This window comes from Nocardia sp. NPDC052112 (assembly GCF_040680135.1).
Lineage (GTDB): Bacteria > Actinomycetota > Actinomycetes > Mycobacteriales > Mycobacteriaceae > Nocardia.
On sequence record NZ_JBFAWD010000008.1, the window covers coordinates 311,610 to 333,781 of the forward strand.

Here is a 22,172-nt window from a genome sequence, read left to right on the forward strand (position 1 = left end):
TCTATTCAAATCTATATTAAATTCAAAGTCTAGTGAGGAGTGCTGACGTGCGAGTTTTCGCCACCATTGAGGAGTTCGCTGCCGCTGCGGGGACATCCCTGGGAACCACCGAGTGGCTCGAGGTCGATCAGAAGCGGATCGATACCTTCGCGGACGCGACCGGTGATCGCCAGTGGATCCACGTGGATCCGGAGCGTGCCGCGGATGGACCGTTCAAGGGCACCATCGCGCACGGGCTGCTGACGCTGTCGCTGCTGCCGGTGCTGAATCACCAGCTCTACACCATCGAAAAGCTGTCCATGGCCGTCAACTACGGCTTCGACAAGGTGCGCTTCATCTCGCCGGTGCCGGTCGATTCGCGAGTGCGTGCCACGACGAGTATCGATTCCGTCGACGAGGTACCCGGCGGAATCCAGGCGAAGCTGATCACCACCATCGAGGTGGCGGGCTCGGCCAAGCCGGCCTGTGTCGCCGAGTCGATCGCACGGTTCATCGCATGACCAGCGGTCTGCTCAGCGGGAAGACCGCTGTTGTCACCGGTGCGGCAGGAGGCATCGGGCTGGCCATCGCGCAGCTGTTCCATGAGCACGGTGCCGCGGTCGTACTGGCTGATCTGAACCAAGAGGGTGTCCAGGCGGCGGCTGAACCACTCGGTGGCCGAGCGATCGGGACCGGCTGCGATGTAACCGACGAGGATTCGGTGCAGGCACTGGTGGACGAGACAGTGCGCTGGGCCGGCGGCTTGGATGTGTTCGTCAACAATGCCGGTGTCACCCGGGACGCGTCGCTGCGCAAGATGACCGTGGCCGACTTCGACACCGTGATGGCGGTGCATCTGCGCGGTACCTGGCTCGGGCTGCGGGCCGCGTCGGCGGTCATGCGCGAGGCCGGACGTGGGGCGATCATCAACATGTCCTCGCTGTCGGGCAAGTCCGGGAATCCGGGCCAGACCAACTACAGCGCCGCCAAGGCCGGCATCGTCGGCATGACCAAGGCGGGCGCGAAAGAACTGGCGCACAAGAACGTTCGTGTCAATGCCATCCAACCCGGACTCATCCGCACGGCCATGACCGAGGCCATGCCTCCGGAGATTTTCGCCGAACGTGAGGCGGCCATTCCGATGAAGCGAGCCGGAGAGCCACACGAAGTGGCCGGGGCCGCACTGTTTCTCGCCTCTGATCTGTCCAGCTATATGACCGGAGCGGTGCTCGAGGTCGGGGGAGGGCGATTGATGTGAGTCAACCGGAGCCACAGGCCGGTCTCGGCGTCACGTCGGCGGAGGTGGTGCTGACGGAGGTGACCGACGGTGTCGGCACCATCACCCTCAACCGGCCCGACCGGATGAATGCCATCACCGTCGAATTGGGTGCGCGGTTGCACCTCGCGCTGAACGAGGCGGCCGCGCGAGCGAAGGTGATCGTGATTCGCGGCAGCGGTGGAAACTTCTGCGCCGGGGGTGATTTCCATGAACTGGAACGGCTGCGGGAAGACGGCCGGGACGCCATGGCTCCGCTGTTCGCCAACTTCCGGGCCGCCTGCGACGCTATCGCCGAGCTGCCGGTGCCCGTGATCTGCGCGGTCGAAGGCTATGCCACGGCAGGGGGGTTCGAACTCGCTCAGGCTGCCGATATCGTGCTCATCCACGAGAACGCGGTGCTCGCGGATATCCACTCGCGATACGGGCAGGTCCCGGGTGGCGGCAGTACGCAACGACTCCCGCGACTGGTCGGACGGCAACGCGCACTGGCGCACATCCTCACCGGAGACCGTCTCACGGCCGATGACGCGGTGGCCTGGGGACTTGCGTACCGGAAATACTCCGCCTCGGAGTTCGGCTCCGGTGTGCGGGCTTTCGCCGAGCAGCTGTCCACGAAGAATCCCACCGCACTGGCCAGGAGCAAACGACTCGTCTACCAGGGGCTGGGCATGCCGCTCGCCGAAGGGCTGAGTCTCGAATTCGAGGCGGTCCTCGACCATCTCGCCGGTCCGTCCGCGGCCGACGGAATCGGCTCGTTCACCACAGGGAGCAACCGATGACTGATCTGGTTCGTGTCGACGTCGATGACGACGGCATCGCCCATGTACTGCTGAACAGCCCGGACACGTCGAATGGCATGGATGTTCCGTTCTTGCAGGCATTGCATTCAACAATTCTGGGTGTACACGGTGACCCGCGGGTCCGGGCGGTGCTGCTGTCCGGTGCCGGCAAGAACTTCTGCGCAGGCGGCAACGTGCGGGTATTCGCGTCCAAAGGGGAACAGCTGCCCGACTATTTGCGCGAGGCCACGGCCTGGTTGCAGATCGCCGTGTCCGCTCTCACCCAGCTGAACGTCCCCGTCATCGCAGCGGTGCACGGGTTCGCCGCCGGTGGTGGCGGTTTCGGCCTGGTCTGCGCCGCGGACTTCGTAATCGCAGCCGACACTGCGAAATTCATGTCCGGGGCGGTTCGCGTGGGCATGGCCCCGGACGCGGGCGTTTCGGTGACCCTGACTCAACTGGTCGGCCTGCGCAAGGCCATGCACATTCTGCTGACCAATCCGGTTCTCGACGCCGCCGAGGCGCTCGAGATCGGACTGCTGACCAAGGTGGTGCCCGCCGCTGACTTGACAGCCGAATCGCTCACCTACGCAAGGCAATTCACATCGACCGCGCCGAAAGCGATCGGCGCCACCAAGCGCCTGGTGTGGGGCGGAGTCGGCGCGACGCTGGCGGACCGGCTGCCGGAAGAAGCCCGCACCGTCTCCGAGTTGTCGGGTACCGCCGATTCCCGTGAGGGTCTGGCCGCCGTCATCGAGCGCCGCGAACCGAAGTTTCGAGGTGAATAACCATGTCCGGCGATGAATCACCCGTGCTTATCGACGATCGCGGCCCGATCCGAGTTATCACCCTGAACCGGCCGCAGCGGCGCAATGCCATCGATCTTCCGCTGCGCTACGCACTGGCCGAACGACTCGAGGAAGCCATGGCCGATCCGAGCGTGCGGGTGGTCGTCCTGACCGGCGCGGGCGCGGGATTCTGTGCGGGCGGCGATATTTCGACGATGCGGCGCATGGACGAGGCGGAGGCTCGCCCTCGCGCCGAGGCCGCGCAGCGGGTGGTGCGCGCGATCTGGCAGGGCGGCAAACCGGTGATCGCAGCGGTGGAGGGCGCGGCGTTCGGCGCGGGTGTGTCTTTGGCATTGGCATGCGATCGGGTCGTTGCTGCGGCGGACGCCGTTTTCAGCACCGCGTTCACCGGTGTCGGCTTGGCGGGGGACATGGGCATTTTCGCCTCGCTGCCTGCGCGTGTCGGCATGGCCAAGGCCCGCGAACTCATGCTGCTGCCCACCCGGCTCACCGGTACCGAGGCGGTCGAACTCCGCCTTGCCGACGCGGTCGTGGCTCCAGGGACCGCACTGGAGTCGGCGCTTGCCGATGCCGAGCGGATGGCCGTCGCGCCGCCGCTGGCGGTCGCCGCGCTGAAGGAGATGTTCGTGCGCTGGCCGCGCGATCCGATGACGGTGCTGGACAGCGAAGTCGACAACCAGGTGAAGCTGTTCGACTCCGAAGATTTCGCCGAGGGTGTCTCGGCGTTCCATGAGAAGAGAACTCCCGCATTTCGCGGGAAATAGCGGAAGCGCATGCCTATGACAGCCGTGGCCGAACGCAAACTCAGTGAGTCCTATTGGGCGGTCGACGACAGTGTGCCGCTCTCGGAGCACACTGTCGGCTCGCTCCTCGCCGATCGAGCCCAGAATTATTCCACGACAGCGGCTTTCGTCGGAATCCCGCATGGCGGTTCGGAGCTTCGCTGTCTCACCTACGGTGAGCTCTACGACGAGGCACTGCGAGTCGCGGCCGCATTGACAGAACTCACCGCTCCGGGCGAGTTCGTGGCCTTGTGGGCGCCGAACGTCATCGAGTGGCCGATCATCGAATTCGGCGCGGCGTTGGCGGGGCGGGTGCTTGTGGCGCTCAACCCCGCCTTCCGTGCGGGTGAGCTGGTCTACGCGCTCGAGCATTCTAGGGCAACCGTGCTAATCCATGCCGACGAAAACCGGGGCTACGACATGGCGACGGTCGCCGCGGCGGCCGTCGATCGAGTACCGGGCGTCCGGCAGCGGATCAGCCTGACGGATACCGCACGCTGGCAGTCGGACACGTCGGACTTCGTTGCTCCGGACGTCGATCCCGGCGATCCGGCGATGCTGCAGTACACCTCGGGCACGACGGGCAATCCGAAAGGCGTTTTGCTGCGGCATCGTTCGCTGGTGAATGTCGCGAGAATGACGATGGCGACCACCGAGCTCTCGGATGGATCGGTGTTCGTGAACCCGTTGCCGATGTTTCACACCGCAGCCTGTGTGATCGGCACCATCGGACCCGTCTGGATGGCAGGCACGACTGTGCTGGTGCAGACTTTCGTCCCCGGCAAGGTTCTCGAGTTGGCCGCCGCCGAGAACGCCGACGTGCTGTTCTTCGTGCCCACGATCCTCGGCGCCTTGCTGGAAGCCACCCGCGGAAACGAGTCCGCCGCACCGAAAATCGGCAGCATCGTCGGCGGTGCGGCAAATGTTCCGCAGGTGATGATCGAGGGCGCGGCGCGGGTTTTCGGTGCGGCGGTACACAATCTTTTCGGTCAAACCGAACTGGCACCGGTGATCACCCTTACTCGCAAGAGCGATTCGATCGCCGACCAGCTCAGCACGGTGGGCCGCCCCATCCCGCAAGTCGAGGTGAAGATCGCCGGTGCGGATGGCGCCGGGGTGGCTGCGCTGGGGGTGATCGGTGAGATTTGCGCCCGCGGCTATCAGCAGATGATCGAGTACTACCGCGACCCGGCCGCGACCGCGGTGGCAGTGGACGACGAAGGCTGGTTGCACACCGGCGATCTCGGACTGATGGATGAACGCGGATTCGTCAGTGTCACCGGACGGCTCAAGGAGATGATCATCAGCGGCGGCGAGAACATCGCCCCAGCCGAGGTGGAATCTCGCCTGGTCGAACATGATTCGGTTCAGCAAGCGGCAGTAGTCGGCATCCCGCACGAGAAGTGGGGTGAGACCGTGGCCGCAGTGCTCGTTGTGCGTGGTGAACAGCCCGAGGATCTGGTCGCGTCGGTCAAAGAACAACTCAGCGATACCCTCGCGCCGTTCAAGACACCGCGGCGCTGGTTCGTCACCGACACCCTTCCCGTGACCCCGTCGGGCAAGGTTCAGAAATACCGACTCCGCGAGGCGATTCTCGACGGTGCCGTCGACGAGATCGGTGAAATATCATGAGTAACAGTGACTTCGACGTTCGACGGAAAAGACTGGCGGAGCGGTTCCCGAGTTGGACGCCGCGGTCGCTGGGGGACTGGCTGCGCCGATGCGCCGACGAGTTCGACGAACGCCCCTTGGTCATCACCGACGAACTCACGCTGACCTACCGAGAGACCGCGGACCTCGCGACCAGGCTCGCCGATGGACTGGTCAGACTGGGCGTGCGCCCGGGAGACCACGTCGGTGTGCTGATGGCGAACTATCCGCAGTTCGTGCCGGTGAAATTCGCCATCGCTCTCGCGGGCGCGGTCGCGGTGCCGCTGAACTTCCTCTACCGCACAGAGGAACTCGACTACGTGCTCGGCCAGTCCGTATGCCGGGTTCTCATCACCATGACCGGTTTCGCGGGACTCGACTACCTCGGGATGCTCGACGAGATCGCTCCCGGATGGGAATCGCTCGACCGCGACTATTCGCGGCTTCCCGAGCTGCACACGGTAATTCAGTTACCCACCGATGGACGCGAGCGCGCCGGGGTGCTCACCGTGGACGAGTTGGCTCTGGTCGGCGCCCGGCACCGTGGGGCAGCCGCCGAGGTTCGAGTGGATCCGACGGGGGTAGGCGACATCCTCTACACCTCCGGCACCACCGGATCCCCCAAGGGGGTGCTCATCACCCATGACGCGGTCCTACGTACCGGGTACGCCTCGGCGTTCACCCGTGCCTTCGGTGACGGCCGGCGGATTTTGTTCTCGTTGCCGTGCTACCACATGTTCGGCTATGTCGAGGGCTTGATCGCGGCCATGATGGTCGGTGGCGCCGTGATCATGTTGCCTGCCTTCGATGCCGAGAAGTACCTCGCTGGAATCGAGCGGCATCGAGCCGACGACATTCTCTGCGTCCCCACGATGACAGTCGCGGTACTGGAACATCCGGACCGGCACCGCTATGACCTGTCATCATTGTCGGCGGTGCTGTCGGGTGCCGCGCCCGCTCCGGTCTGGCTGTGGGAGCGGGTCCGCGACGAATTGGGTGCGACCGAGATCGTCACCGGCTACGGCATGACCGAATGCGGCGGCGCGATGACCCTGACCCGGCCCGAGGACTCACTGGAACTCACCGCGACCACTGCCGGCCGGCCGAAATCCGCCGGAGCAGCCGGAATCGACGACGGGGCACTGGTGCTATATCGCACCGTCGACCCGGTCACCGGCGTGCCGTTACCCGAAGGCGAAGAGGGCGAACTGGTTTCGCGCGGCCCGACCAGCATGCTCGGATTCTGGGGCAAGCCGGAGGAGACCGCCAAGGGACTCCGCGACGGCTGGGTGTTCTCCGGTGATCTCGGGCGGGTGCGTCCAGACGGCTATCTGGAGATCACCGGGCGCAGCAAGGAGCTCTACAAGAGCGGCGGTGAACTCGTGATGCCCAAGGAGATCGAGGAACTGCTCACCACCCGTCCGGAAATCAGCCAGGCGTACCTGATCGGCGTACCCGACGAGCGATGGGGTGACGCGGGCTGCGCATGCATCGTGCGCGCGCCGGACACCGAGATATCCGCCGAGCAGGTGATCGAGATCTGCAAGGCGAATCTGGCCCGGTTCAAGGTTCCCAAACACGTCGTATTCCTCACGGCAGCGGAACTGCCCACCACCCCCACGGGGAAGGTGCAGAAGTTCCGTCTCGTGGGCTACGCGAAAGCACGATTGGAGCAACAGAAATGACGGTCACGACACCTCCGGACGCCGCGCGCGAACCGGGCGATCATTCGATCTGCGATCCGGGCGCGGCCGGCGAAACCGGCGCGGTCGCGAAACAAGCACCGCGAGTGGACTATTCGCGGTTCATTCAGTCAGAGCGGGTGCACGGCTCGCTCTACACCGATCCGGCCGTATTCGCCGACGAACTGGAACGCATCTGGTATGGCGGCTGGGTGTTCGTCGGGCACGAGTCCGAGGTGCCGCAGCCGAACGACTACGTGCGCAAGAACATCGGTCCGCAGGACATCATCATGACCCGCGACCGCGCCGGTGAGGTGCATCTGGTCACCAACCGGTGCGCGCACCGCGGCAACCTGGTGTGCGATGAACAGAGCGGCAATTCCAGCTCCTTCCGCTGCCCGTATCACGGCTGGACCTACAGCAACACCGGCGACATGCTCGGCTACCCCTACAACAAGGGTTATGGCGGCAAGGGCAAACTGAACCTCGGACTCGGTGTGGTGCCGCGGGTGGAGAGCTATCACGGCTTCGTGTTCGGCAGCTTCAACCCCGACGTCCCGCCACTGCTGGAGCATCTCGGCGCGGCCGCCGGTGAAATCGACCGGCTGGCGCGGCTCTCGCCGACCGGCACGGTGCGCCTGGATAACGGCTGGCTCAGGCACCGCACGCATGCCAACTGGAAGTTGTTGGCGGAGAACGAAACCGACGGCTACCACCCGCAGTTCGTGCATGGCTCCATCTTCTCGGTGACCGGTTCCACCATCGGCCCGCTCTACAGCGACGCCTCCACCGCCGTCACGCGCGCGCTGGGCAATGGGCACAGCGAGAACGATCTGCGGCCCGAGTTCCGCAAGTTCGCCGAGCCAATGCGCTGGTTCGGCACCACCGCGGACCGGGTGCCGGAGTATGTGGCGAAAATGCGGGAGGTACACGGCGAAGCGGCCGAGGAGATCATGATCGAGGGCGCGCCGCACGTCATGATCTTCCCCAACCTGTTCATCGCCGAGATCCAGGTTTTCAACATTCAGCCGCTGTCGGCGAACGAGTGCATCCAGTTCTCCACCTCGGTGCAGTTGGACGGTGCGGATGAGCTGAACAAGCGAATGCTGTCGCAGTCCATCGGTTCGGTCGGCCCGGCCGGCATGCTGCTGGCCGACGACACCGAGATGTACGAACGCAATCAGGTCGGCGTGGCGCAACTGCTGCCCGAATGGCTCGACCTGCGCCGCGGCGTGGCCCGGGAATCGTTGGACGACAACGGTTTCCGCATCGGCGGCGCGACCGACGAGACCGCCATGCGTGCCTTCTGGCAGCACTACAAGACTCTGATGGAGGCAAAATGAATTCGGTATCGCGAAGCGATTCGATGAGGGGTGGTGGCCGGGTGACGGGTGGGCCCGCCCTGACAGATATCGATCTGCGCGAGCTCGAGCAGTTCATCTACCGCGAGGCCCGCTTCGCCGATGAACACGACTACGACTCGTGGGAGGCGCTGTGGACCGAGGACGCCCTGTACTGGGTGCCGGTCGACGGCGGCAGGTACGACCCGGAGCGGCACGTGTCGATCATGTACGACAACCGCCGCCGCATTTCCACCCGGCTGCAGCAGCTGCGTACCGGTAAGCGGTACGCGCAGTCGCCGCCGTCGAATCTGCGCCGCACGATCTCGAACGTCGAACTGCTCGGCGTCGAGGGTGACGACATCACGGTGGGCGCCAATTTCGTTCTCTACGAGTCGAAACCGCGCGGCATTCACACGTGGGCGGGCCGCTATACGTACGTGCTGCGGCGGGTGGACGGTCAGCTGAAGCTGGTCCGCAAGACCGTGGTGCTCGTCAACAGCGCGGAAGCCGTGCCCAGCATGGGCTTCCTGATCTGAGGGGTCGACAGATGGACAGGCCAGGATCGGATGGTGGCACCGGCCGTGAATTCGGCATCGTGCACAGTGAATTCGCCTCGGTACGGGTCGGCATCGACGAGACCGCGAACGGTCCACGGTTACGGCTGGAGGACTTGAAGTCCGGCCGCGTCCGTTTCCTGGACGCCCTCGAATTGGAAACGATCGTGTGGCTGGCCGAGGGACATATGGAACGTCTGCTCGACCCGTCCGCTGACCGCTGGCGGGAGGACTGATATGCCTGATGCCATGCCGCCGCGCGCGGTTTCCGCGCCGGACCTCGATTTCCGTGCCGTCATCCGCCCTGGCGATTTCGTGGTCTGGGGTCAGTCGTGCGCGGAACCGGTGACGCTGACCGAGCGTCTGCTCGAACAGCGGGCAGACCTCGGCGGCATCACCTGTTTCATCGGCATCCCCGCCGTCGAGACGGTGAAACCCGAGCATGCCGACCATATTCGGTTCGTCAGCTACTGCGGTACGGGCAGCAATCGGGCGCTGGCCGCGGCCGGGGCGCTCGAGGTGTACCCCGGCTCCTACTCGACGCTGCCGGAATTCGTCTCGCGTGCCGGCGTGGTTCTGGTGCAGTGTGCACCGCCGGACGCCAGGGGACGCTACAGCCTCGGGTTGGCCGACGACTACCTCACCGCTGCCATCGACAGCGCGCGGATCGTGGTCGCCGAGGTGAACGATCAGGTGCCCGCCACCCCTGGCGCCCGGCACCTGACCGACCGTGACATCGATATCGTCATCCGGACCTCACGCCCGGTGGCGGAGAGTCCTGCCGCCCCGTCGACACCCGAGATGACGGCCATCGGCGCGCATGTCGCGAGCATCGTGCCCGACGGCGCCACCTTGCAGTTCGGGATTGGCTCGGTACCCGAGGCGGTGCTCGGCGCACTCGGTGCGCGCAACGACCTCGGCATCCACTCCGGCATTCTCACCGATGCGGCGGTCGAACTGATCGACAAGGGCGTGGTGACCAATGCCCGTAAGACCACCGACCGTGGCGTCGCCGTTGCGGCGGTGCTGATAGGCACGCGGCGATTGTTCGAGCACGTGCACTGCAACCCTGCGGTATCGCTGCGGCCGATCACCTACACCCACGATCCCGAACGCCTTGCGGCGCAACATCGTTTCGTGGCGATCAACTCGGCCATCGAGGTCGATCTGAGCGGCCAGGTCAATGCCGAGGTCGCCGGCGGCCGATATGTCGGCGCGGTCGGCGGCGGCGGGGAATTCCTGCGTGCGGCGGCGCGGTCCGACGGTGGCCTGCCGATCATCGCCCTGCCGGCCATGGCTGGCTCGCGCAGCCGGATCGTGGACCGGCTGTCCGGGCCGGTCAGCATCGCACGCAGTGATGCGGGCATCGTGGTCACCGAATTCGGCATCGCCGACCTGCGCGGTCTGCCGCTGTCCGAGCGGCGCGAACGGATGCTCGCCATCGCACACCCCGACCAGCGTGCTGTCTTGCGCGCGGCGGCAAGTACCTGGTGACTCCGAACCGTCCGAAAACTATAGCGGCACAGTAATACTCAGCATCGAGGTGGAATCATGAAGAGAGCGGCGATCGTCAGTCCGCTGCGCACCCCCGTCGGAACCTTCGGCGGCACACTGCGCCCCGTCCCCGCCGAGGACCTGGCCGCCCACATCATCAAGGCGGTCGTCGAGCGCTCCGGCATCGATCCGGCGCGTATCGACGATGTCTCGTTCGCGCAGTCCTACACCAATTCCGAAGCACCCTGCATCGGTCGCTGGGCCGCACTCGCGGCAGGCCTGCCCATCGAGGTGCCCGGCTTCCAGACCGATCGCCGCTGCGGCGGCGGCCTGCATGCCGTCGTGACCGCCGCGATGATGGTGCAGACCGGAGCAGCCGATGTTGTGCTCGCGGGCGGTGTCGAGAGCATGAGCAATATCGAGTACTACACCCAGGACATGCGCTGGGGCGCACGGTCGGGCAATGTCGCGTTCTACGACCGTCTCGACCGCGGCCGGGAACGCTCCCAGCCGGTCGAGCGCTTCGGTCACATCAGCGGCATGATCGAGACCGCCGAGAACCTGGCCCAGCGGTATTCCATCACCCGCGACGCCGCTGACGAGTTCGCGGCTCGCAGTCACCACAAGGCCGCGGCCGCTTGGGAATCGGGCAAGTTCGCCGACGAGGTGGTGCCGGTCTCGGTGCCGCAACGTAAGGGCGATCCGATCGAGTTCGTCCGTGACGAAGGCATTCGCGCCGACTCGACTCCGGAATCCCTCGGTCGGCTTCGCACGATCATGCGCGACGGCACCGTGACCGCGGGCAATTCGAGCCAGCAGAACGACGCCGCGGCGGCCTGCCTGATCGTCGCCGAGGACAAGCTCGATGAACTCGGCCTCGAACCACTCGGATTCCTGGTCGGCTGGTCGGCCGTGGGCTGCGAACCCGCCGAAATGGGCATCGGACCGGTGCCCGCCGTGGCGAAACTCCTCCAGCGCACCGGCCGTACCTTCGACGACATCGATCTCGTCGAACTCAACGAAGCCTTCGCCGTCCAGGTACTCGCGGTGCTGAAGGGCTGGGGTTTCGACGACCACGATCGGCTCAACGTCAACGGCTCGGGTATCTCACTCGGCCACCCCATCGGCGCCACCGGCGTTCGCATCCTCACCACCATGCTGCACGAATTGCGCAGGCGCGGTGGACGATACGCCCTGGAGTCGATGTGCATCGGCGGCGGTCAGGGCATGGCGGCGCTGTTCGAGGCGCCCTGATGATCAACTACGGAATCACCTCTTACGGCACCTACCTGCCCGCCCACCGGGTATCACTCGCCGATATCGGCAAGACTCTGAACACCAACGCGGGCCAGGGTGTTCGTGTCGCGGCTTGCTTCGACGAGGACAGCACCACGATGGGCGTCGCGGCCGCCGCGGCCGCGCTCACCCCCGGCATCGCACCCAGCGGGCTGTATTTCGCGACCACTACACCGGCCTATGCCGACAAAGCGAACGCGACTGCCATCCACGCGGCACTCGGCCTTCCCGCCGATACTTTCGCCGCGGATCTGGCCGGTTCCGCCCGCAGCGGCATCGCGGCGCTGCTCGCGGCCGCGAGTGCCGGTGGGCTCGCGGTGTTGGCCGATATGCGTATCGGCCGCCCCGGATCCGCCGATGAGCGGGGCGGGGGCGACGGCGCCGCGGCGTTCCTCTTCGGGACCGAGCCGATCGCCGAAATTGTTGCCAGATCCGCGCTGACCACTGAATTCCTCGACCGATGGCGCGATCCGCGGGCGGCGACGGGAGAGCAGTGGGAGGAGCGTTTCGGCATCGAGCAGTACCTGCCGCTGGTGCGCCGCGCGGCCGCGGACGCCCTGGCCGAGGCAGGGCTCGACGAGGCGGATCATGTCGTCCTGGTCTCGCCCAACCGCACGCTCGCCAAACGTGCCGCGACGGCCGTGGTGGGGAAACTGTCCACCCGAAACTCACCCATCGGCCATGCGGGCACCGCCGACATCGGACTCGCCTTGGCCACCACTTTGGACCAGGCCGAACCCGGTGAGACAGTGCTCGTGATCTCGGCGGCCGACGGTTGCGACGCCCTCGTACTCCGGGCCACCGAGCGCATAGTGCGAGCACGACAGTCGACTCCGGTAGCAGCGCAATTCGAGCAGGGTACGCCGGTGCCGTATACGACGTACCTGAACTGGCGTGGCCTCCTGGACCTGGAACCACCGCGCCGCCCGGAACCCGATCGGGTGGCCGCGCCGCCGTCGGCCCGTGCCGCCCGATGGAAGTTCGCATTCACCGGCAGTGCCTGTGGTTCCTGTGGACTGGTGCATCTGCCGCCGGCCCGGATCTGTAAGCGCTGCGGTGCGATCGACGCCATGACCGAGGTGTCCATGGCTCATCGCGAGGGCACGGTCACGACCTTCACCGTCGACCGGCTCGCTTACTCACCCGCCCCGCCGGTGGTGGAGGCGGTCGTCGACTTCGACGACGGTGGCCGCTACGCACTCGAGGTCGCCGACGGTGCGGCGGACCGGCTGGCTGTCGGCTCCCGCGTCCGCACCACCTTCCGCCGCCTGCACAGCGCCGAGGGTGTGCACAACTACTTCTGGAAGGCGCAACTGCTATGAGCAGCAATGGAATCCGCGATAAGGTCGCCATCGTCGCCATGGGCTGCACCCGGTTCGGCGAGCGTTGGGAAAGCTCCGCCGACGATCTGCTGGTCGAGGCCATGGCCGACTGCTTCGACGGCAACCCGACACTCGACCGCGCCGATATCGACGCCTATTGGCTCGGCACACTCGGTACCGGGCAGAGCGGCCTGACTGTGAGCAAGCCGCTCGGCCTGCAGAACACACCGGTCACCCGGGTGGAGAACTATTGCGCGAGCGGCTCCGAAGCCTTCCGCAACGCCTGCTACGCCGTCGCATCGGGCGCCTACGACCGCGTCGTCGCCATCGGTGTGGAAAAGCTCAAGGACTCGGGCTTCTCGGGTCTGCTGCGTGGCGATCCGCCCAGCGATGGCACGGCATCGGAGCTGTCCCTGACGGCACCGGCCGCCTTCTCGCTGCTGGATCCGGCCTACTGCGCCAAGTACGGCGTGGATCCCGCTCTCATGCGAGCGGCCATGACGCACGTCGCCTGGAAGAATCACCACAACGGCGCGCTGAACCCCAAGGCGCAGTTTCGATCCGAGGTCGCGAAGCAGAAGATCGCCGGTGCCCCGCTGGTCGCGGGACGCCTGGGCATCTTCGACTGCTCCGGTGTCTCCGACGGCGCGGCCTGCGCGGTGCTCGTCCGCGCCGAGGACGCCCCGAACTACACCGACACACCCCTGTACGTAAAAGGGCTCTCGCTCACCGCTGGACCGGGCCGCGGGGCGGTTGATCCGGACTACGATTTCACGACCTTTCCCGAGGTGGTGGCCAGCGCGAACGATGCCTACACCCAGGCCGGTGTCACCGACCCCCGATCCGAGATCTCCTTCGCCGAGGTCCACGACTGCTTCACGCCCACCGAGCTCGTCCTCATGGAGGATCTCGGCTTCGCCGATCGCGGACAGGCATGGAAAGACAGCGTCGCGGGAGATTTCGACCTGGACGGCAGGTTGCCGGTCAATCCGGACGGCGGTCTCAAATCCTTCGGCCACCCGGTCGGTGCCAGTGGCCTGCGCATGCTCTACGAATGCTGGCTGCAATTCCGCGGCAAGGCGGGTGAACGTCAGATCGCGAATCCGCGGATGGCCCTGACTCACAACCTCGGTGGTCGTCCGGGCGCCTGCGTCTCGTTTGTCGCCGTTGTCGGCTCTGAGCTGGGCTGAAGCGGTAGCCGAAACTTCCTCACCGGCCGGGTTCTGCTGCGTAGGGCTTGACCAAAGGATATTTCCTAATTTACATTAAATTCGAAAAGGAGGTGCGACGTTGATCTCGTACCAGGTCGTCGACGACATCGCCTATGTCAGGCTGGATCGGCCCGAAGCGCGCAATGCCCTCGACAAGGCGGCGGGGGAGGCGCTGCTCGAGGCGGCGACCAGGATCTCCAATGACAACAATCTGCGGGCGGTATTGATCACCGGGAACGGTCCGGTCTTCAGCGTCGGCGGTGATATCGGCGCGTTCTCCGACGGAGCGGCGGACCTGCCGGACACACTCACCCGGATGGCGCTGCTCATGCACGAGGCGATCCGGTTGCTGGCTCGGGTGAACGTGCCGATCGTCACGGCGGTACACGGGGCGTGCGCGGGTGGGGCGCTGGGGTTCCTGTACCCGGCCGACATCACGATCGCCGCCACCGGGACCAAGTTCGCCACCGGTTTCGGGCGCATCGGTATTACCGCGGACTCCGGAAACACCTGGTATCTGCCGAAATTCATCGGCATCCGGCGGGCGAGTGAAATGCTGTTCGAAGACCGGGTCATCGACGCCGACACCGCGGTCGACTGGGGTCTGATCAATCGTGTCGTCCCCGCTGACCAGCTCGCGGCCGAAGCCGAGGCGACGGTGCGCAGGCTCGCCGCCGGCGCGACCCGCGGCTACGGCGAGATGCGCAGGTTGCTGCACAACTCCTGGACCACCACCCTCGACCACGCGCTGTCGGAGGAGACCGCGGCCCTGCGTCGCATCGCCCATACGGCCGATGCGACCGGTGCCATCGAGAGCTTCCTCGCCAAACAGCAGCCGACCTTCACCGGAAAGTGAGATAAACCGTTGTCTGCCTTCATCATCGATACCGACGAACGGGCACTGCTGCGCGAAAGCGTTGCCAAGCTGGCCGCCAAGTACGGCCAGGAGTACTTTCTGGAACGTTCCCGCTCGGGAGCCAAGGTCGACGAGCTGTGGCGCGATCTCGGTCAGGCTGGTCTGCTCGGCGTGCATCTGCCCGAGGAGTACGGCGGCGGTGGCGCGGGGCTGTCGGAAATGCTCATCGTCGTCGAAGAGCTTGCCGCGCAAGGTTTTCCGCTGCTCCTCGCAGTCGTCTCACCCGCGATCTGTGGTTCGATCCTGGCCGCGCACGGCTCGGAGCGGATGAAGTCCGAATGGCTGCCGGGCCTGGCTGATGGCAGCCGCAAAATGGCCTTCGGTCTGACCGAACCCGACGCCGGTTCCAACAGCCACAACGTCAGCACCACCGCGCGCCGCGACGGCGACGACTGGGTGATCTCCGGCGGCAAGTACTTCATCTCGGCCATCGATGAGTGCGAAGCGATCCTGTTGATCACTCGTGACCCGGAGTTCGTAGGTACCTCGCGCTCGCCGCTGTCGATGTTCGTCGTGCCCACCGGCACACCCGGTCTGACGCTGCAGCCGCTGCCGACCGCGGTGGTTTCGCCCGATCACCAGTTCACCGTGTTCTTCGACGAAGTCCGCGTCGGCCCGGAGGCATTGATCGGTGCAGCGGGCAACGGGCTGCGCCAGGTGTTCGCCGGACTGAATCCGGAGCGCATTCTTGCCTCGGGCATCAGCACCGGTATCGGCCGCTACGCGGTCTCCAAGGCGGTGTCCTATGCCCAGAACCGCAAGGTGTGGTCGGTGCCGATCGGCGCGCACCAAGGCATCTCGCATCCACTCGCCGAGGCGCACATCGCGGTCGAACTCGCTCGCATGGCGGCCTATCGTGCCGCCGAACTGTTCGACACCGGGAAGCCCGCAGCCGAAGCCGCCAATATCGCCAAATTCGCCGCGGCCGACGCATCGCTGAAGGCACTGGATCAAGCCATCCAGACCCACGGCGGCAACGGCCTGTCCCTCGAATACGGCCTGGCCGAACTCTGGTTCTCCGCGCGTCTGCTCAAGACCGCGCCGGTGAGCCGGGAAATGGTCCTCAACTTCGTCGCGCAGACCAGCCTGAAGCTGCCCGCGTCGTACTGAATCAACTCTGGAAAGTCAAGGGAGACAACACTAATGCCCGGAGTAATCGATCGTGTCATCGTCGTCACCGGAGCCGGTGGCGGCCTCGGCCGCGAATACGCGCTGCTGCTGGCCAAGGAGGGCGCCCAGGTTGTGGTGAACGACCTCGGTGGCGCTCGGGACGGCTCCGGCTCCGGCACCTCGATGGCCGACGCCGTGGTGCAGGAGATCCGCGACGCCGGCGGCACCGCCGTTGCCAACTATGACAACATCGCCACCGAAGAGGGCGCGGCAAATCTGATCGAAACCGCCGTCGACAACTTCGGCACCGTGCACGGCGTCATCCACAACGCGGGCATCCTGCGGGATGGTTCCTTCGCGAAGATGACCGCTGACAACTGGGAATCCGTACAGAAGGTGCATCTGTGGGGCGGTTACCACGTCACCCGCGCCGCCTGGCCCTACTTCCGTGAGCAGAACCACGGCCGCATCGTGGTCGCCGCGTCCACCAGCGGACTCTTCGGCAACTTCGGCCAGGCCAACTACGGCGCCGCGAAACTCGGTCTCGTCGGTCTGATCAACACCCTCGCGATCGAGGGCGGCCGCAACAACATCCTCGCCAATGCCATCGCGCCGCTGGCCGCCACTCGCATGACCGAGGACATCGCGCCCAAGGAGATGCTCGACAAGCTGCCGCCCGCGCACGTCGCCGGCGTCGTCGGCTACCTGATGAGCGACGAATGCACTGACACCGCAACGGTTGTCGTCGCCGGCGGCGGCCAGGTGTACCGGGTGCAGCAGTTCCAGAACAAGGGCGCCGTCTTCGCCACCCCGCCGAGCATCGACGAGGTCGCGGCGCAGTGGAGCCAGATCACCGATATGTCGGGTGCGGAGCCCGGCGCCAACCCGCTCGGCTGAATCGAGGACTGAACATGACCGAAAACAATTGGGACGCACTGGTAATCGGTGCCGGCGCGGGCGGATTGCTCGCAGCCGCACGCTTGTCGCACCTGGGCTACACGACACTTGTCGTCGAGCGACTGGACAAGGTCGGCGGCCGGGCCTCCACCGATGACATCGATGGCTTCAAGGTGAACAACGGCGCCATCGTCATCGAACTCGGCGGCATCACCGAGGAGACCTTCGACGAGGTCGGCGCGAAATTCGACGTCCGCAAGCCGGAACCGCCCATCCTGTACCGCATCGGCGGCAAGGATGTCGACGTCACCGGCGGCGGCTGGGGCTTCCTGCTGTCCAAGCTCACCCGCCAGGGCGCGAAACTGGTCCAGGGACTCGGAGCGGCCCGCAACGACAGCGGTATGCCCGAGGACGAGCTGTCCACCGCGGACTGGGTGGCCAAGTACACGAAAAACGAGTCGGTACACGGCATCTTCCGCAATATGTGCGGTTCGGTGTTCGCGGTCGGCTCCGAGGAGCTGCCAGCGCGGGTATTCCTCACCTACTTCACCCGCAAGAGCGCCTTCAAGAAGTTCGGGTACTGCCCTGACGGCACCATCGGCATGTGGAAGTCACTCGCCGATGTGGTCGAGGGCAACGGCGGCGCGGTCTGGCTCGACAGCGAGGTGACCTCGCTGACGCTGACCGACGGCCGGATCACCGGAGCGGTGATCGCACGTGGTGACGAAACCGTCGAAGTGACAGCGCGTTTCACCGTCAGCGACATCGGGCCGTTCGCCACCCTGGATCTGGTCGGCCGGGAGAATCTGCCCGCCGACTATGTCGCGCAGGTCGACAAGGCCAACCGGCCATGTGCCATGATCTCGGTGAACTTCGCGAGTCAGCGCCCGCTGGTGAAGGCCCCCGGCATGACCAGCTTCGCCCAGACTCGCCGGCTCTGCTACGTCGCCAACTTCACCGACATCTGCCCGGAGATGGCTCCGGATGGCTGGCATCTCTACCAGGGAACCGCAGTGCCCAAGCCGGCCGTCGGCGATTTCGACGAGGAAGCCGAAACCCAGTTGCTGCTGGATGATCTGCGCGATCAGGTCCCCGGCTTCGACGAGGCGCGAATCCTGTCGATCAACGTCACTCGCGACGGCTGGCCGCCCCAGCGCGCGGTCGCCGGCTTCGATCTGCCGAATGTCACACCGATTCCGAATCTGTGGAATGTGGGTGACGCGGTGAAGGAGTACGGCAACGGCGGAACTACCGCGTGCGCGGAAACCGCCAAGATCGTGGTGGACAAGATCCGCGACCAGTTCCCGGTCACGACGGCCTGATACCCGACTCGACGCGCTGGTCCGCGCCGCGACCCGGCGGGCAGCGCATACCGAGACGGCCGCGGTCGGACCAATCCAACCACCATCCGATCGTGGCGTAACCGAATAGGCCGTGGGCGGCGTAAACCAAGCGCCCACGGCCTATTCACGTTATTGCATGAATCCGTGCACCAGGCAGTATCCGGGGTGATAGTCGACTTCTTCCTCTACTCACCGGTGGTCGCGATCGCACTAAGCCGGATGTTCGCTTCCCGCTGATCCCCGAGGCGCCCGCACCAGTTCTTCGACGGCGAACATCGTCCAATCGTTCAGGTGCGGGTCGATGGTGGGATCGCGCTGGTCGAAGGCGTAAGTCAGGGCGACCCCGCGCATGCTGGTATTCAACGACTCGCGCACACGATGTCGTCCGCAGCCGCCTCGGAGTCGAGAAGGCTTACCGAGCCCCGATCGGCACCCCCGCCTGATGCAGCACTGTGGCGAAATCCCAGAAGTCCCGGTGACTGGTCAGCTTCCCGTCCTGGCGGTATGTACACGCGGCTATGCCCGGCACCCGGAACTCCCGGCCATTCGCGTCGGCCAGGGTGCCGTTCGGAAGTTGCAGTGAGCCGCTGAATGTTCCATACCAAATCCATTCCGCATAGATTCGGCCGGCGCTCGCGTGGCACGTGTCGAACTCGATCACCGAGTCCGGGGCGAACCGCAGCATGAATCCGTGAAAACGTGCGATCGCGGGGTGTCCGGTGTACTCGTCGGACCGAGCCACATCGCTGTATGTACCGTCCGGCGCGAAGAACGCGACCAAGGAGGCTGGATCGGGGGCGCTCCATGCACGGCCGTAGGCCTCGCGAAACTCCGGATCGGTGGGGTGGGGCGTAGGCATCGATCAACTCCCAGCTCAGACAACTGATAATTTATGCGCCGTGGTCGCGGCGGTTGGGGCTTGTGCGAGGACTCGCGTCAATCGCGCTCCCGCCGGCGAGTCCGCCCCAGTCGAGCCGCTGCACGGTAAAACCGCGCACATCGCGCATCGCCGGGTCCAACGCAGCCTGTTGGCGGCGTACGCGTCGGTGCAGAAAGCGTACGAGCTCGGCATCGCGTTCCGAACCCGCGTTCCGGACCAACTCCTCGATCAGCTGATCCGCCTCCCGCCAGTCGGCGGGGCGACGCCCGAGCAGGACCGCTTCGTCGGCCCGGTCGCGCTCCTCCAGGGCCGCCGCGGGTCAGGTCCTCGATGTACTCGTCGAGGACCTGGTCGCGGATCTCAGGTGCGTCGTCGGGGCCGAACCTGTCTCGGCCGGCCACCGCTTCCATCAGAATCCCCTCGGGTTCCGGGCAGAAGCCGAGCACCCTGGGGATCTCTACTCCGTGCTCTTGCAGCACGAGCATGATCCGGTACTCCCGCTCGAGGGACAGCTTCTGGGTCCACGGCATGTTCTCCTCGCGCTGACAACGCAGATAGAGCGCGCGTGTCGTGCCGTCGTGCATCAGGACGTCGACGAACCAGGCGGGCCGCCACCGTGCCTGGCGCGTGGCCGAAACCACCTCGCCTCCGACCGTGCGGCCGATCCACTCGAAGGCGGCAGGCCACGGCGTGGGCAGCTCTCGCCAACCCTGCTCGATGGATTCGTCCGAATTCACGCTGGTACGGCGTTCGAGACGGTGGCTGACGAAGAGGCGACCAACTCTCGGTTGGCGCGCATTGTCATCAACGACATCATCACCAGGAAGATCGCGTATGTCGTCAGAGCCAACCAGAAGATGACGACGCCGTTCCAGGCCAGGGGGCCCGAATAGAAGAAATACGCCAGGACGTCGGGGACGAAAGAGAGCGCGATCCAGAAGTTGGCGTACCCGACCCAGCGCGGAAATACGGTCTGCTGATTGGTGAGAATGCAAACGCCGATGGAGATGTTCTGAATCATGAACGGCGCGATCGGCGTGAGAAAGAGCAGCCAAGCCAGGTCGTTCATGAACCGGATAGTGCCTGGTTCGAGGGCATCGGGGCGGAAGGCGATAATCGCGAACAACATCATCGGAAGAATGAGCAACATCGCCGCCACAGTGCCTGCGACCATCTGCACGAACGCCAGAATGGGAATCCGGCCCTCCACGCGCAGGAGATGGATGGTGATCACGGTGACCAGCGGGATCGTGAAGGCGATTCCGAGCTGGGCGACAACGAGGCCGACCATTCGCAATGCGCCGCCGTCGGAGTAGAAGTCGACCACGCTTCGAGTGCTGTGCGACGGCCCGAGCGGTAGTGGGAGCACACCGGCAACCAGCCAGCCGAGCAGGGTGACAATAAGTGTTACCAGTCCGGTAATCGAACAAGCGTTGAGGATGCGCTGCTTCGTATCGGTGGGCATATGAGGGCTCCTGACGGGCGCGGTTCGGGCGTCGGGGGCCCGCGGATGGAGAGGCCCTGCCTCCCCGGTTGCGACTATTAAATCAAATCTAAATTAAATATTTAGGAGCGTCAACCCTGCTCGGCCAGCTCTGACAGTGAGGTCTACACCATCGGATTTTCGGGCGGTCCGAATGTGATGCGAGCGATCACAGCGCCGCTGCGATGGCTTTCTCGACGTCGAGGTCGAGAAGGGTGTTGATGGCGCGTTTCGCGGTGACTTCCATGCGGTCGTCGGGCTGCATGCTCCCGGCCGCGAGGGTGAAGACGATGGCGATCCAGCCGTCGATGGTGAGCAGCCGATAGGCGTCGTATGCTTCGGCGAAATCCGGCGCCTCGCTGCCTGCGCCGGCTTCGGCTAAGCCGTGCAGATACCGGCTCAGTAGGTTGTGCTCTTCCGTGCGGCGCAGTTCGGTAGGGATGGAGTGCATCATGAAGTACGCGAAGTCACGCAGGCCGTTCATCTTGTGGAAGACCTGCCAGTCGTAGATGCCGGCGGTGCCGTCGGGGTTGGAGAAGGTGTTGCCGAGGTGGCAGTCGCCGTGGCAGAGGGTCTGTGGCATTGATTCCCAGACCTTGACCAGCGCCGGCTGATTCTGCACGTAGTTCTTGGTGAGTCGCCGGACGGGGTCGGGTACTACGCGGTCCTGCTTCATGAAGCGCTTCTCGCTCCAGGTGAAGAAGCGCTGCATGAACGGGTATCCCGGCCTGCGGGAGTAGGTCTCGAGCCAGGACAGATCGGTCTGGAAGCGTGGGGATCGCCAGAAGCGGCCGTGCAGCTCGGCCAACAGGTCGATGACGCCTTCGGCGTGTTCTTTGGATGCCTCGTCGTCGGCGTTGTAGAAGGTGACATCGCCGCGGAGGGCGAGGTCTTCGAATGCGATCACGTAGCGGCCGCCGATTCCGGCTCGACTGACGAACGGTGCGATCGTCAGATCCGCCACGCTCGGCTGAATCTGGGTGAAAAAGCGCGATTCGTAAGTGTGGCAGCCGAATCCGGAGACGATGAGCCGTGGGGCGAGCTGACTCGAGGTGCCCTTCGCGAACGCTGACGGCGGCAATCCGGCACGGCGGCCCGCCTCGTTCCAATCCAGATGCAGACGTGCCCGATCAGTTGTGCCGCGTGAGTCGATCTCGACTCGCAAGGACTCGATATGCGCCCCGGGTACGCCGCCGGCCAGTGCCGTTGTCAGCTCCGTTGGCGTAAGGGAATCGAGTCCGTAGCCGGACTGGTCGGGCACCCATGGGGAGAGCCCGAGGAGTATGTCTTTGGTCGCAGAGAGCGTTGCACGCATCAGGGAACCTCGCGTTCGTGTTGGGGGTCACACGTAGCGTAACGAGAT

22 protein-coding genes are annotated in these 22,172 nt (G+C 65.3%); 18 read left to right on the forward strand and 4 right to left on the reverse strand.

Going from position 1 to position 22,172, the window contains the following annotated elements; genetic code table 11:
* Positions 1 to 47 precede the first annotated feature (47 nt).
* The 18 genes from AB0L58_RS18665 (at position 48) to AB0L58_RS18750 (ending at position 18,425) form a co-directional block, all read left to right on the forward strand.
* Positions 48 to 500 (forward strand): MaoC family dehydratase, encoded by a 453-nt coding sequence (locus tag AB0L58_RS18665; protein WP_364388141.1) that lies wholly within the window; start codon positions 48 to 50, stop codon positions 498 to 500.
* Positions 497 to 1,237, forward strand: a complete 741-nt coding sequence (gene fabG / locus AB0L58_RS18670) for a 3-oxoacyl-ACP reductase FabG (RefSeq protein WP_364388143.1) — start codon at positions 497 to 499, stop codon at positions 1,235 to 1,237. Before AB0L58_RS18665 ends, fabG begins: the two co-directional genes overlap by 4 nt.
* Entirely contained in the window at positions 1,234 to 2,037 is an 804-nt protein-coding gene (locus AB0L58_RS18675; protein WP_364388145.1) for an enoyl-CoA hydratase/isomerase family protein, read from the forward strand. Before fabG ends, AB0L58_RS18675 begins: the two co-directional genes overlap by 4 nt.
* The gene (locus tag AB0L58_RS18680) at positions 2,034 to 2,825 is read left to right on the forward strand and encodes an enoyl-CoA hydratase-related protein (protein ID WP_364388147.1); all 792 of its coding nucleotides are present in this window, start codon (positions 2,034 to 2,036) and stop codon (positions 2,823 to 2,825) included. The genes AB0L58_RS18675 and AB0L58_RS18680 overlap by 4 nt, the downstream gene beginning before the upstream one ends.
* A 2-nt stretch (positions 2,826 to 2,827) precedes the next feature.
* Positions 2,828 to 3,610: an enoyl-CoA hydratase-related protein gene (locus tag AB0L58_RS18685; RefSeq protein ID WP_364388149.1), complete on the forward strand. Its 783-nt coding sequence runs from the start codon at positions 2,828 to 2,830 to the stop codon at positions 3,608 to 3,610.
* A 9-nt stretch (positions 3,611 to 3,619) separates the two neighbouring features.
* On the forward strand, positions 3,620 to 5,260 hold the full coding sequence (locus AB0L58_RS18690; RefSeq protein WP_364388151.1) for a class I adenylate-forming enzyme family protein: 1,641 nt from the start codon (positions 3,620 to 3,622) through the stop codon (positions 5,258 to 5,260).
* Positions 5,257 to 6,963: an AMP-binding protein gene (locus AB0L58_RS18695; RefSeq protein ID WP_364388153.1), complete on the forward strand. Its 1,707-nt coding sequence runs from the start codon at positions 5,257 to 5,259 to the stop codon at positions 6,961 to 6,963. Before AB0L58_RS18690 ends, AB0L58_RS18695 begins: the two co-directional genes overlap by 4 nt.
* A gap of 104 nt (positions 6,964 to 7,067) precedes the next feature.
* Positions 7,068 to 8,303 (forward strand): aromatic ring-hydroxylating dioxygenase subunit alpha, encoded by a 1,236-nt coding sequence (locus tag AB0L58_RS18700; RefSeq protein WP_364388273.1) that lies wholly within the window; start codon positions 7,068 to 7,070, stop codon positions 8,301 to 8,303.
* Between the two features lie 23 nt (positions 8,304 to 8,326).
* Positions 8,327 to 8,839, forward strand: coding sequence for an aromatic-ring-hydroxylating dioxygenase subunit beta (locus AB0L58_RS18705; protein ID WP_364388275.1), 513 nt, complete (start codon positions 8,327 to 8,329; stop codon positions 8,837 to 8,839).
* Between the two features lie 11 nt (positions 8,840 to 8,850).
* Positions 8,851 to 9,093: a hypothetical protein gene (locus AB0L58_RS18710; RefSeq protein WP_174415249.1), complete on the forward strand. Its 243-nt coding sequence runs from the start codon at positions 8,851 to 8,853 to the stop codon at positions 9,091 to 9,093.
* 1 nt (position 9,094) lies between these two features.
* Positions 9,095 to 10,351 (forward strand): acetyl-CoA hydrolase/transferase C-terminal domain-containing protein, encoded by a 1,257-nt coding sequence (locus tag AB0L58_RS18715; protein ID WP_364388156.1) that lies wholly within the window; start codon positions 9,095 to 9,097, stop codon positions 10,349 to 10,351.
* Positions 10,352 to 10,408: 57 nt separating this feature from the next.
* Positions 10,409 to 11,605 (forward strand): acetyl-CoA C-acetyltransferase, encoded by a 1,197-nt coding sequence (locus tag AB0L58_RS18720; protein ID WP_364388158.1) that lies wholly within the window; start codon positions 10,409 to 10,411, stop codon positions 11,603 to 11,605.
* Positions 11,606 to 11,607: 2 nt separating this feature from the next.
* Entirely contained in the window at positions 11,608 to 12,969 is a 1,362-nt protein-coding gene (locus tag AB0L58_RS18725; RefSeq protein ID WP_364388278.1) for an OB-fold domain-containing protein, read from the forward strand.
* Positions 12,966 to 14,159, forward strand: a complete 1,194-nt coding sequence (locus tag AB0L58_RS18730; protein ID WP_364388160.1) for an acetyl-CoA acetyltransferase — start codon at positions 12,966 to 12,968, stop codon at positions 14,157 to 14,159. The genes AB0L58_RS18725 and AB0L58_RS18730 overlap by 4 nt, the downstream gene beginning before the upstream one ends.
* 100 nt (positions 14,160 to 14,259) lie before the next feature.
* Positions 14,260 to 15,036: an enoyl-CoA hydratase-related protein gene (locus tag AB0L58_RS18735; RefSeq protein ID WP_364388162.1), complete on the forward strand. Its 777-nt coding sequence runs from the start codon at positions 14,260 to 14,262 to the stop codon at positions 15,034 to 15,036.
* 9 nt (positions 15,037 to 15,045) lie between these two features.
* Positions 15,046 to 16,206 carry an acyl-CoA dehydrogenase family protein gene (locus AB0L58_RS18740; protein ID WP_364388164.1) on the forward strand — a complete coding sequence of 387 codons (1,161 nt, stop codon included), beginning with the start codon at positions 15,046 to 15,048 and terminating at the stop codon, positions 16,204 to 16,206.
* 33 nt (positions 16,207 to 16,239) lie between these two features.
* Entirely contained in the window at positions 16,240 to 17,103 is an 864-nt protein-coding gene (locus AB0L58_RS18745; RefSeq protein WP_364388166.1) for an SDR family oxidoreductase, read from the forward strand.
* 14 nt (positions 17,104 to 17,117) lie between these two features.
* Positions 17,118 to 18,425: an FAD-dependent oxidoreductase gene (locus AB0L58_RS18750; RefSeq protein WP_364388168.1), complete on the forward strand. Its 1,308-nt coding sequence runs from the start codon at positions 17,118 to 17,120 to the stop codon at positions 18,423 to 18,425.
* A 231-nt stretch (positions 18,426 to 18,656) separates the two neighbouring features.
* Here AB0L58_RS18750 and AB0L58_RS18755 read toward each other — a convergent pair whose 3' ends face one another.
* From AB0L58_RS18755 to AB0L58_RS18770, 4 genes are all read right to left on the reverse strand, one after another.
* Positions 18,657 to 18,797, reverse strand: a complete 141-nt coding sequence (locus AB0L58_RS18755) for a hypothetical protein (RefSeq protein ID WP_364388170.1) — start codon at positions 18,795 to 18,797, stop codon at positions 18,657 to 18,659.
* 61 nt (positions 18,798 to 18,858) lie between these two features.
* Positions 18,859 to 19,305 carry a nuclear transport factor 2 family protein gene (locus AB0L58_RS18760; RefSeq protein ID WP_364388172.1) on the reverse strand — a complete coding sequence of 149 codons (447 nt, stop codon included), beginning with the start codon at positions 19,303 to 19,305 and terminating at the stop codon, positions 18,859 to 18,861.
* Between the two features lie 754 nt (positions 19,306 to 20,059).
* Positions 20,060 to 20,791, reverse strand: coding sequence for a hypothetical protein (locus tag AB0L58_RS18765; protein ID WP_364388174.1), 732 nt, complete (start codon positions 20,789 to 20,791; stop codon positions 20,060 to 20,062).
* Between the two features lie 187 nt (positions 20,792 to 20,978).
* A complete protein-coding gene (locus tag AB0L58_RS18770; protein ID WP_364388176.1) occupies positions 20,979 to 22,124 on the reverse strand; it encodes a phosphotransferase in 1,146 nt (381 codons plus the stop codon).
* Positions 22,125 to 22,172 lie beyond the last annotated feature (48 nt).

Coding starts and splice junctions, on each gene's coding strand:
- fabG (WP_364388143.1), top strand. CDS start 497: ATGACCAGCGGTCTGCTCAGCGGGAAGACCGCTGTTGTCACCGGTGCG.
- AB0L58_RS18680 (WP_364388147.1), top strand. CDS start 2,034: ATGACTGATCTGGTTCGTGTCGACGTCGATGACGACGGCATCGCCCAT.
- AB0L58_RS18685 (WP_364388149.1), top strand. CDS start 2,828: ATGTCCGGCGATGAATCACCCGTGCTTATCGACGATCGCGGCCCGATC.
- AB0L58_RS18690 (WP_364388151.1), top strand. CDS start 3,620: ATGCCTATGACAGCCGTGGCCGAACGCAAACTCAGTGAGTCCTATTGG.
- AB0L58_RS18695 (WP_364388153.1), top strand. CDS start 5,257: ATGAGTAACAGTGACTTCGACGTTCGACGGAAAAGACTGGCGGAGCGG.
- AB0L58_RS18705 (WP_364388275.1), top strand. CDS start 8,327: ATGAGGGGTGGTGGCCGGGTGACGGGTGGGCCCGCCCTGACAGATATC.
- AB0L58_RS18710 (WP_174415249.1), top strand. CDS start 8,851: ATGGACAGGCCAGGATCGGATGGTGGCACCGGCCGTGAATTCGGCATC.
- AB0L58_RS18715 (WP_364388156.1), top strand. CDS start 9,095: ATGCCTGATGCCATGCCGCCGCGCGCGGTTTCCGCGCCGGACCTCGAT.
- AB0L58_RS18720 (WP_364388158.1), top strand. CDS start 10,409: ATGAAGAGAGCGGCGATCGTCAGTCCGCTGCGCACCCCCGTCGGAACC.
- AB0L58_RS18730 (WP_364388160.1), top strand. CDS start 12,966: ATGAGCAGCAATGGAATCCGCGATAAGGTCGCCATCGTCGCCATGGGC.
- AB0L58_RS18745 (WP_364388166.1), top strand. CDS start 16,240: ATGCCCGGAGTAATCGATCGTGTCATCGTCGTCACCGGAGCCGGTGGC.
- AB0L58_RS18750 (WP_364388168.1), top strand. CDS start 17,118: ATGACCGAAAACAATTGGGACGCACTGGTAATCGGTGCCGGCGCGGGC.
- AB0L58_RS18755 (WP_364388170.1), bottom strand. CDS start 18,797: ATGCGCGGGGTCGCCCTGACTTACGCCTTCGACCAGCGCGATCCCACC.
- AB0L58_RS18760 (WP_364388172.1), bottom strand. CDS start 19,305: ATGCCTACGCCCCACCCCACCGATCCGGAGTTTCGCGAGGCCTACGGC.
- AB0L58_RS18765 (WP_364388174.1), bottom strand. CDS start 20,791: ATGCCCACCGATACGAAGCAGCGCATCCTCAACGCTTGTTCGATTACC.
- AB0L58_RS18770 (WP_364388176.1), bottom strand. CDS start 22,124: ATGCGTGCAACGCTCTCTGCGACCAAAGACATACTCCTCGGGCTCTCC.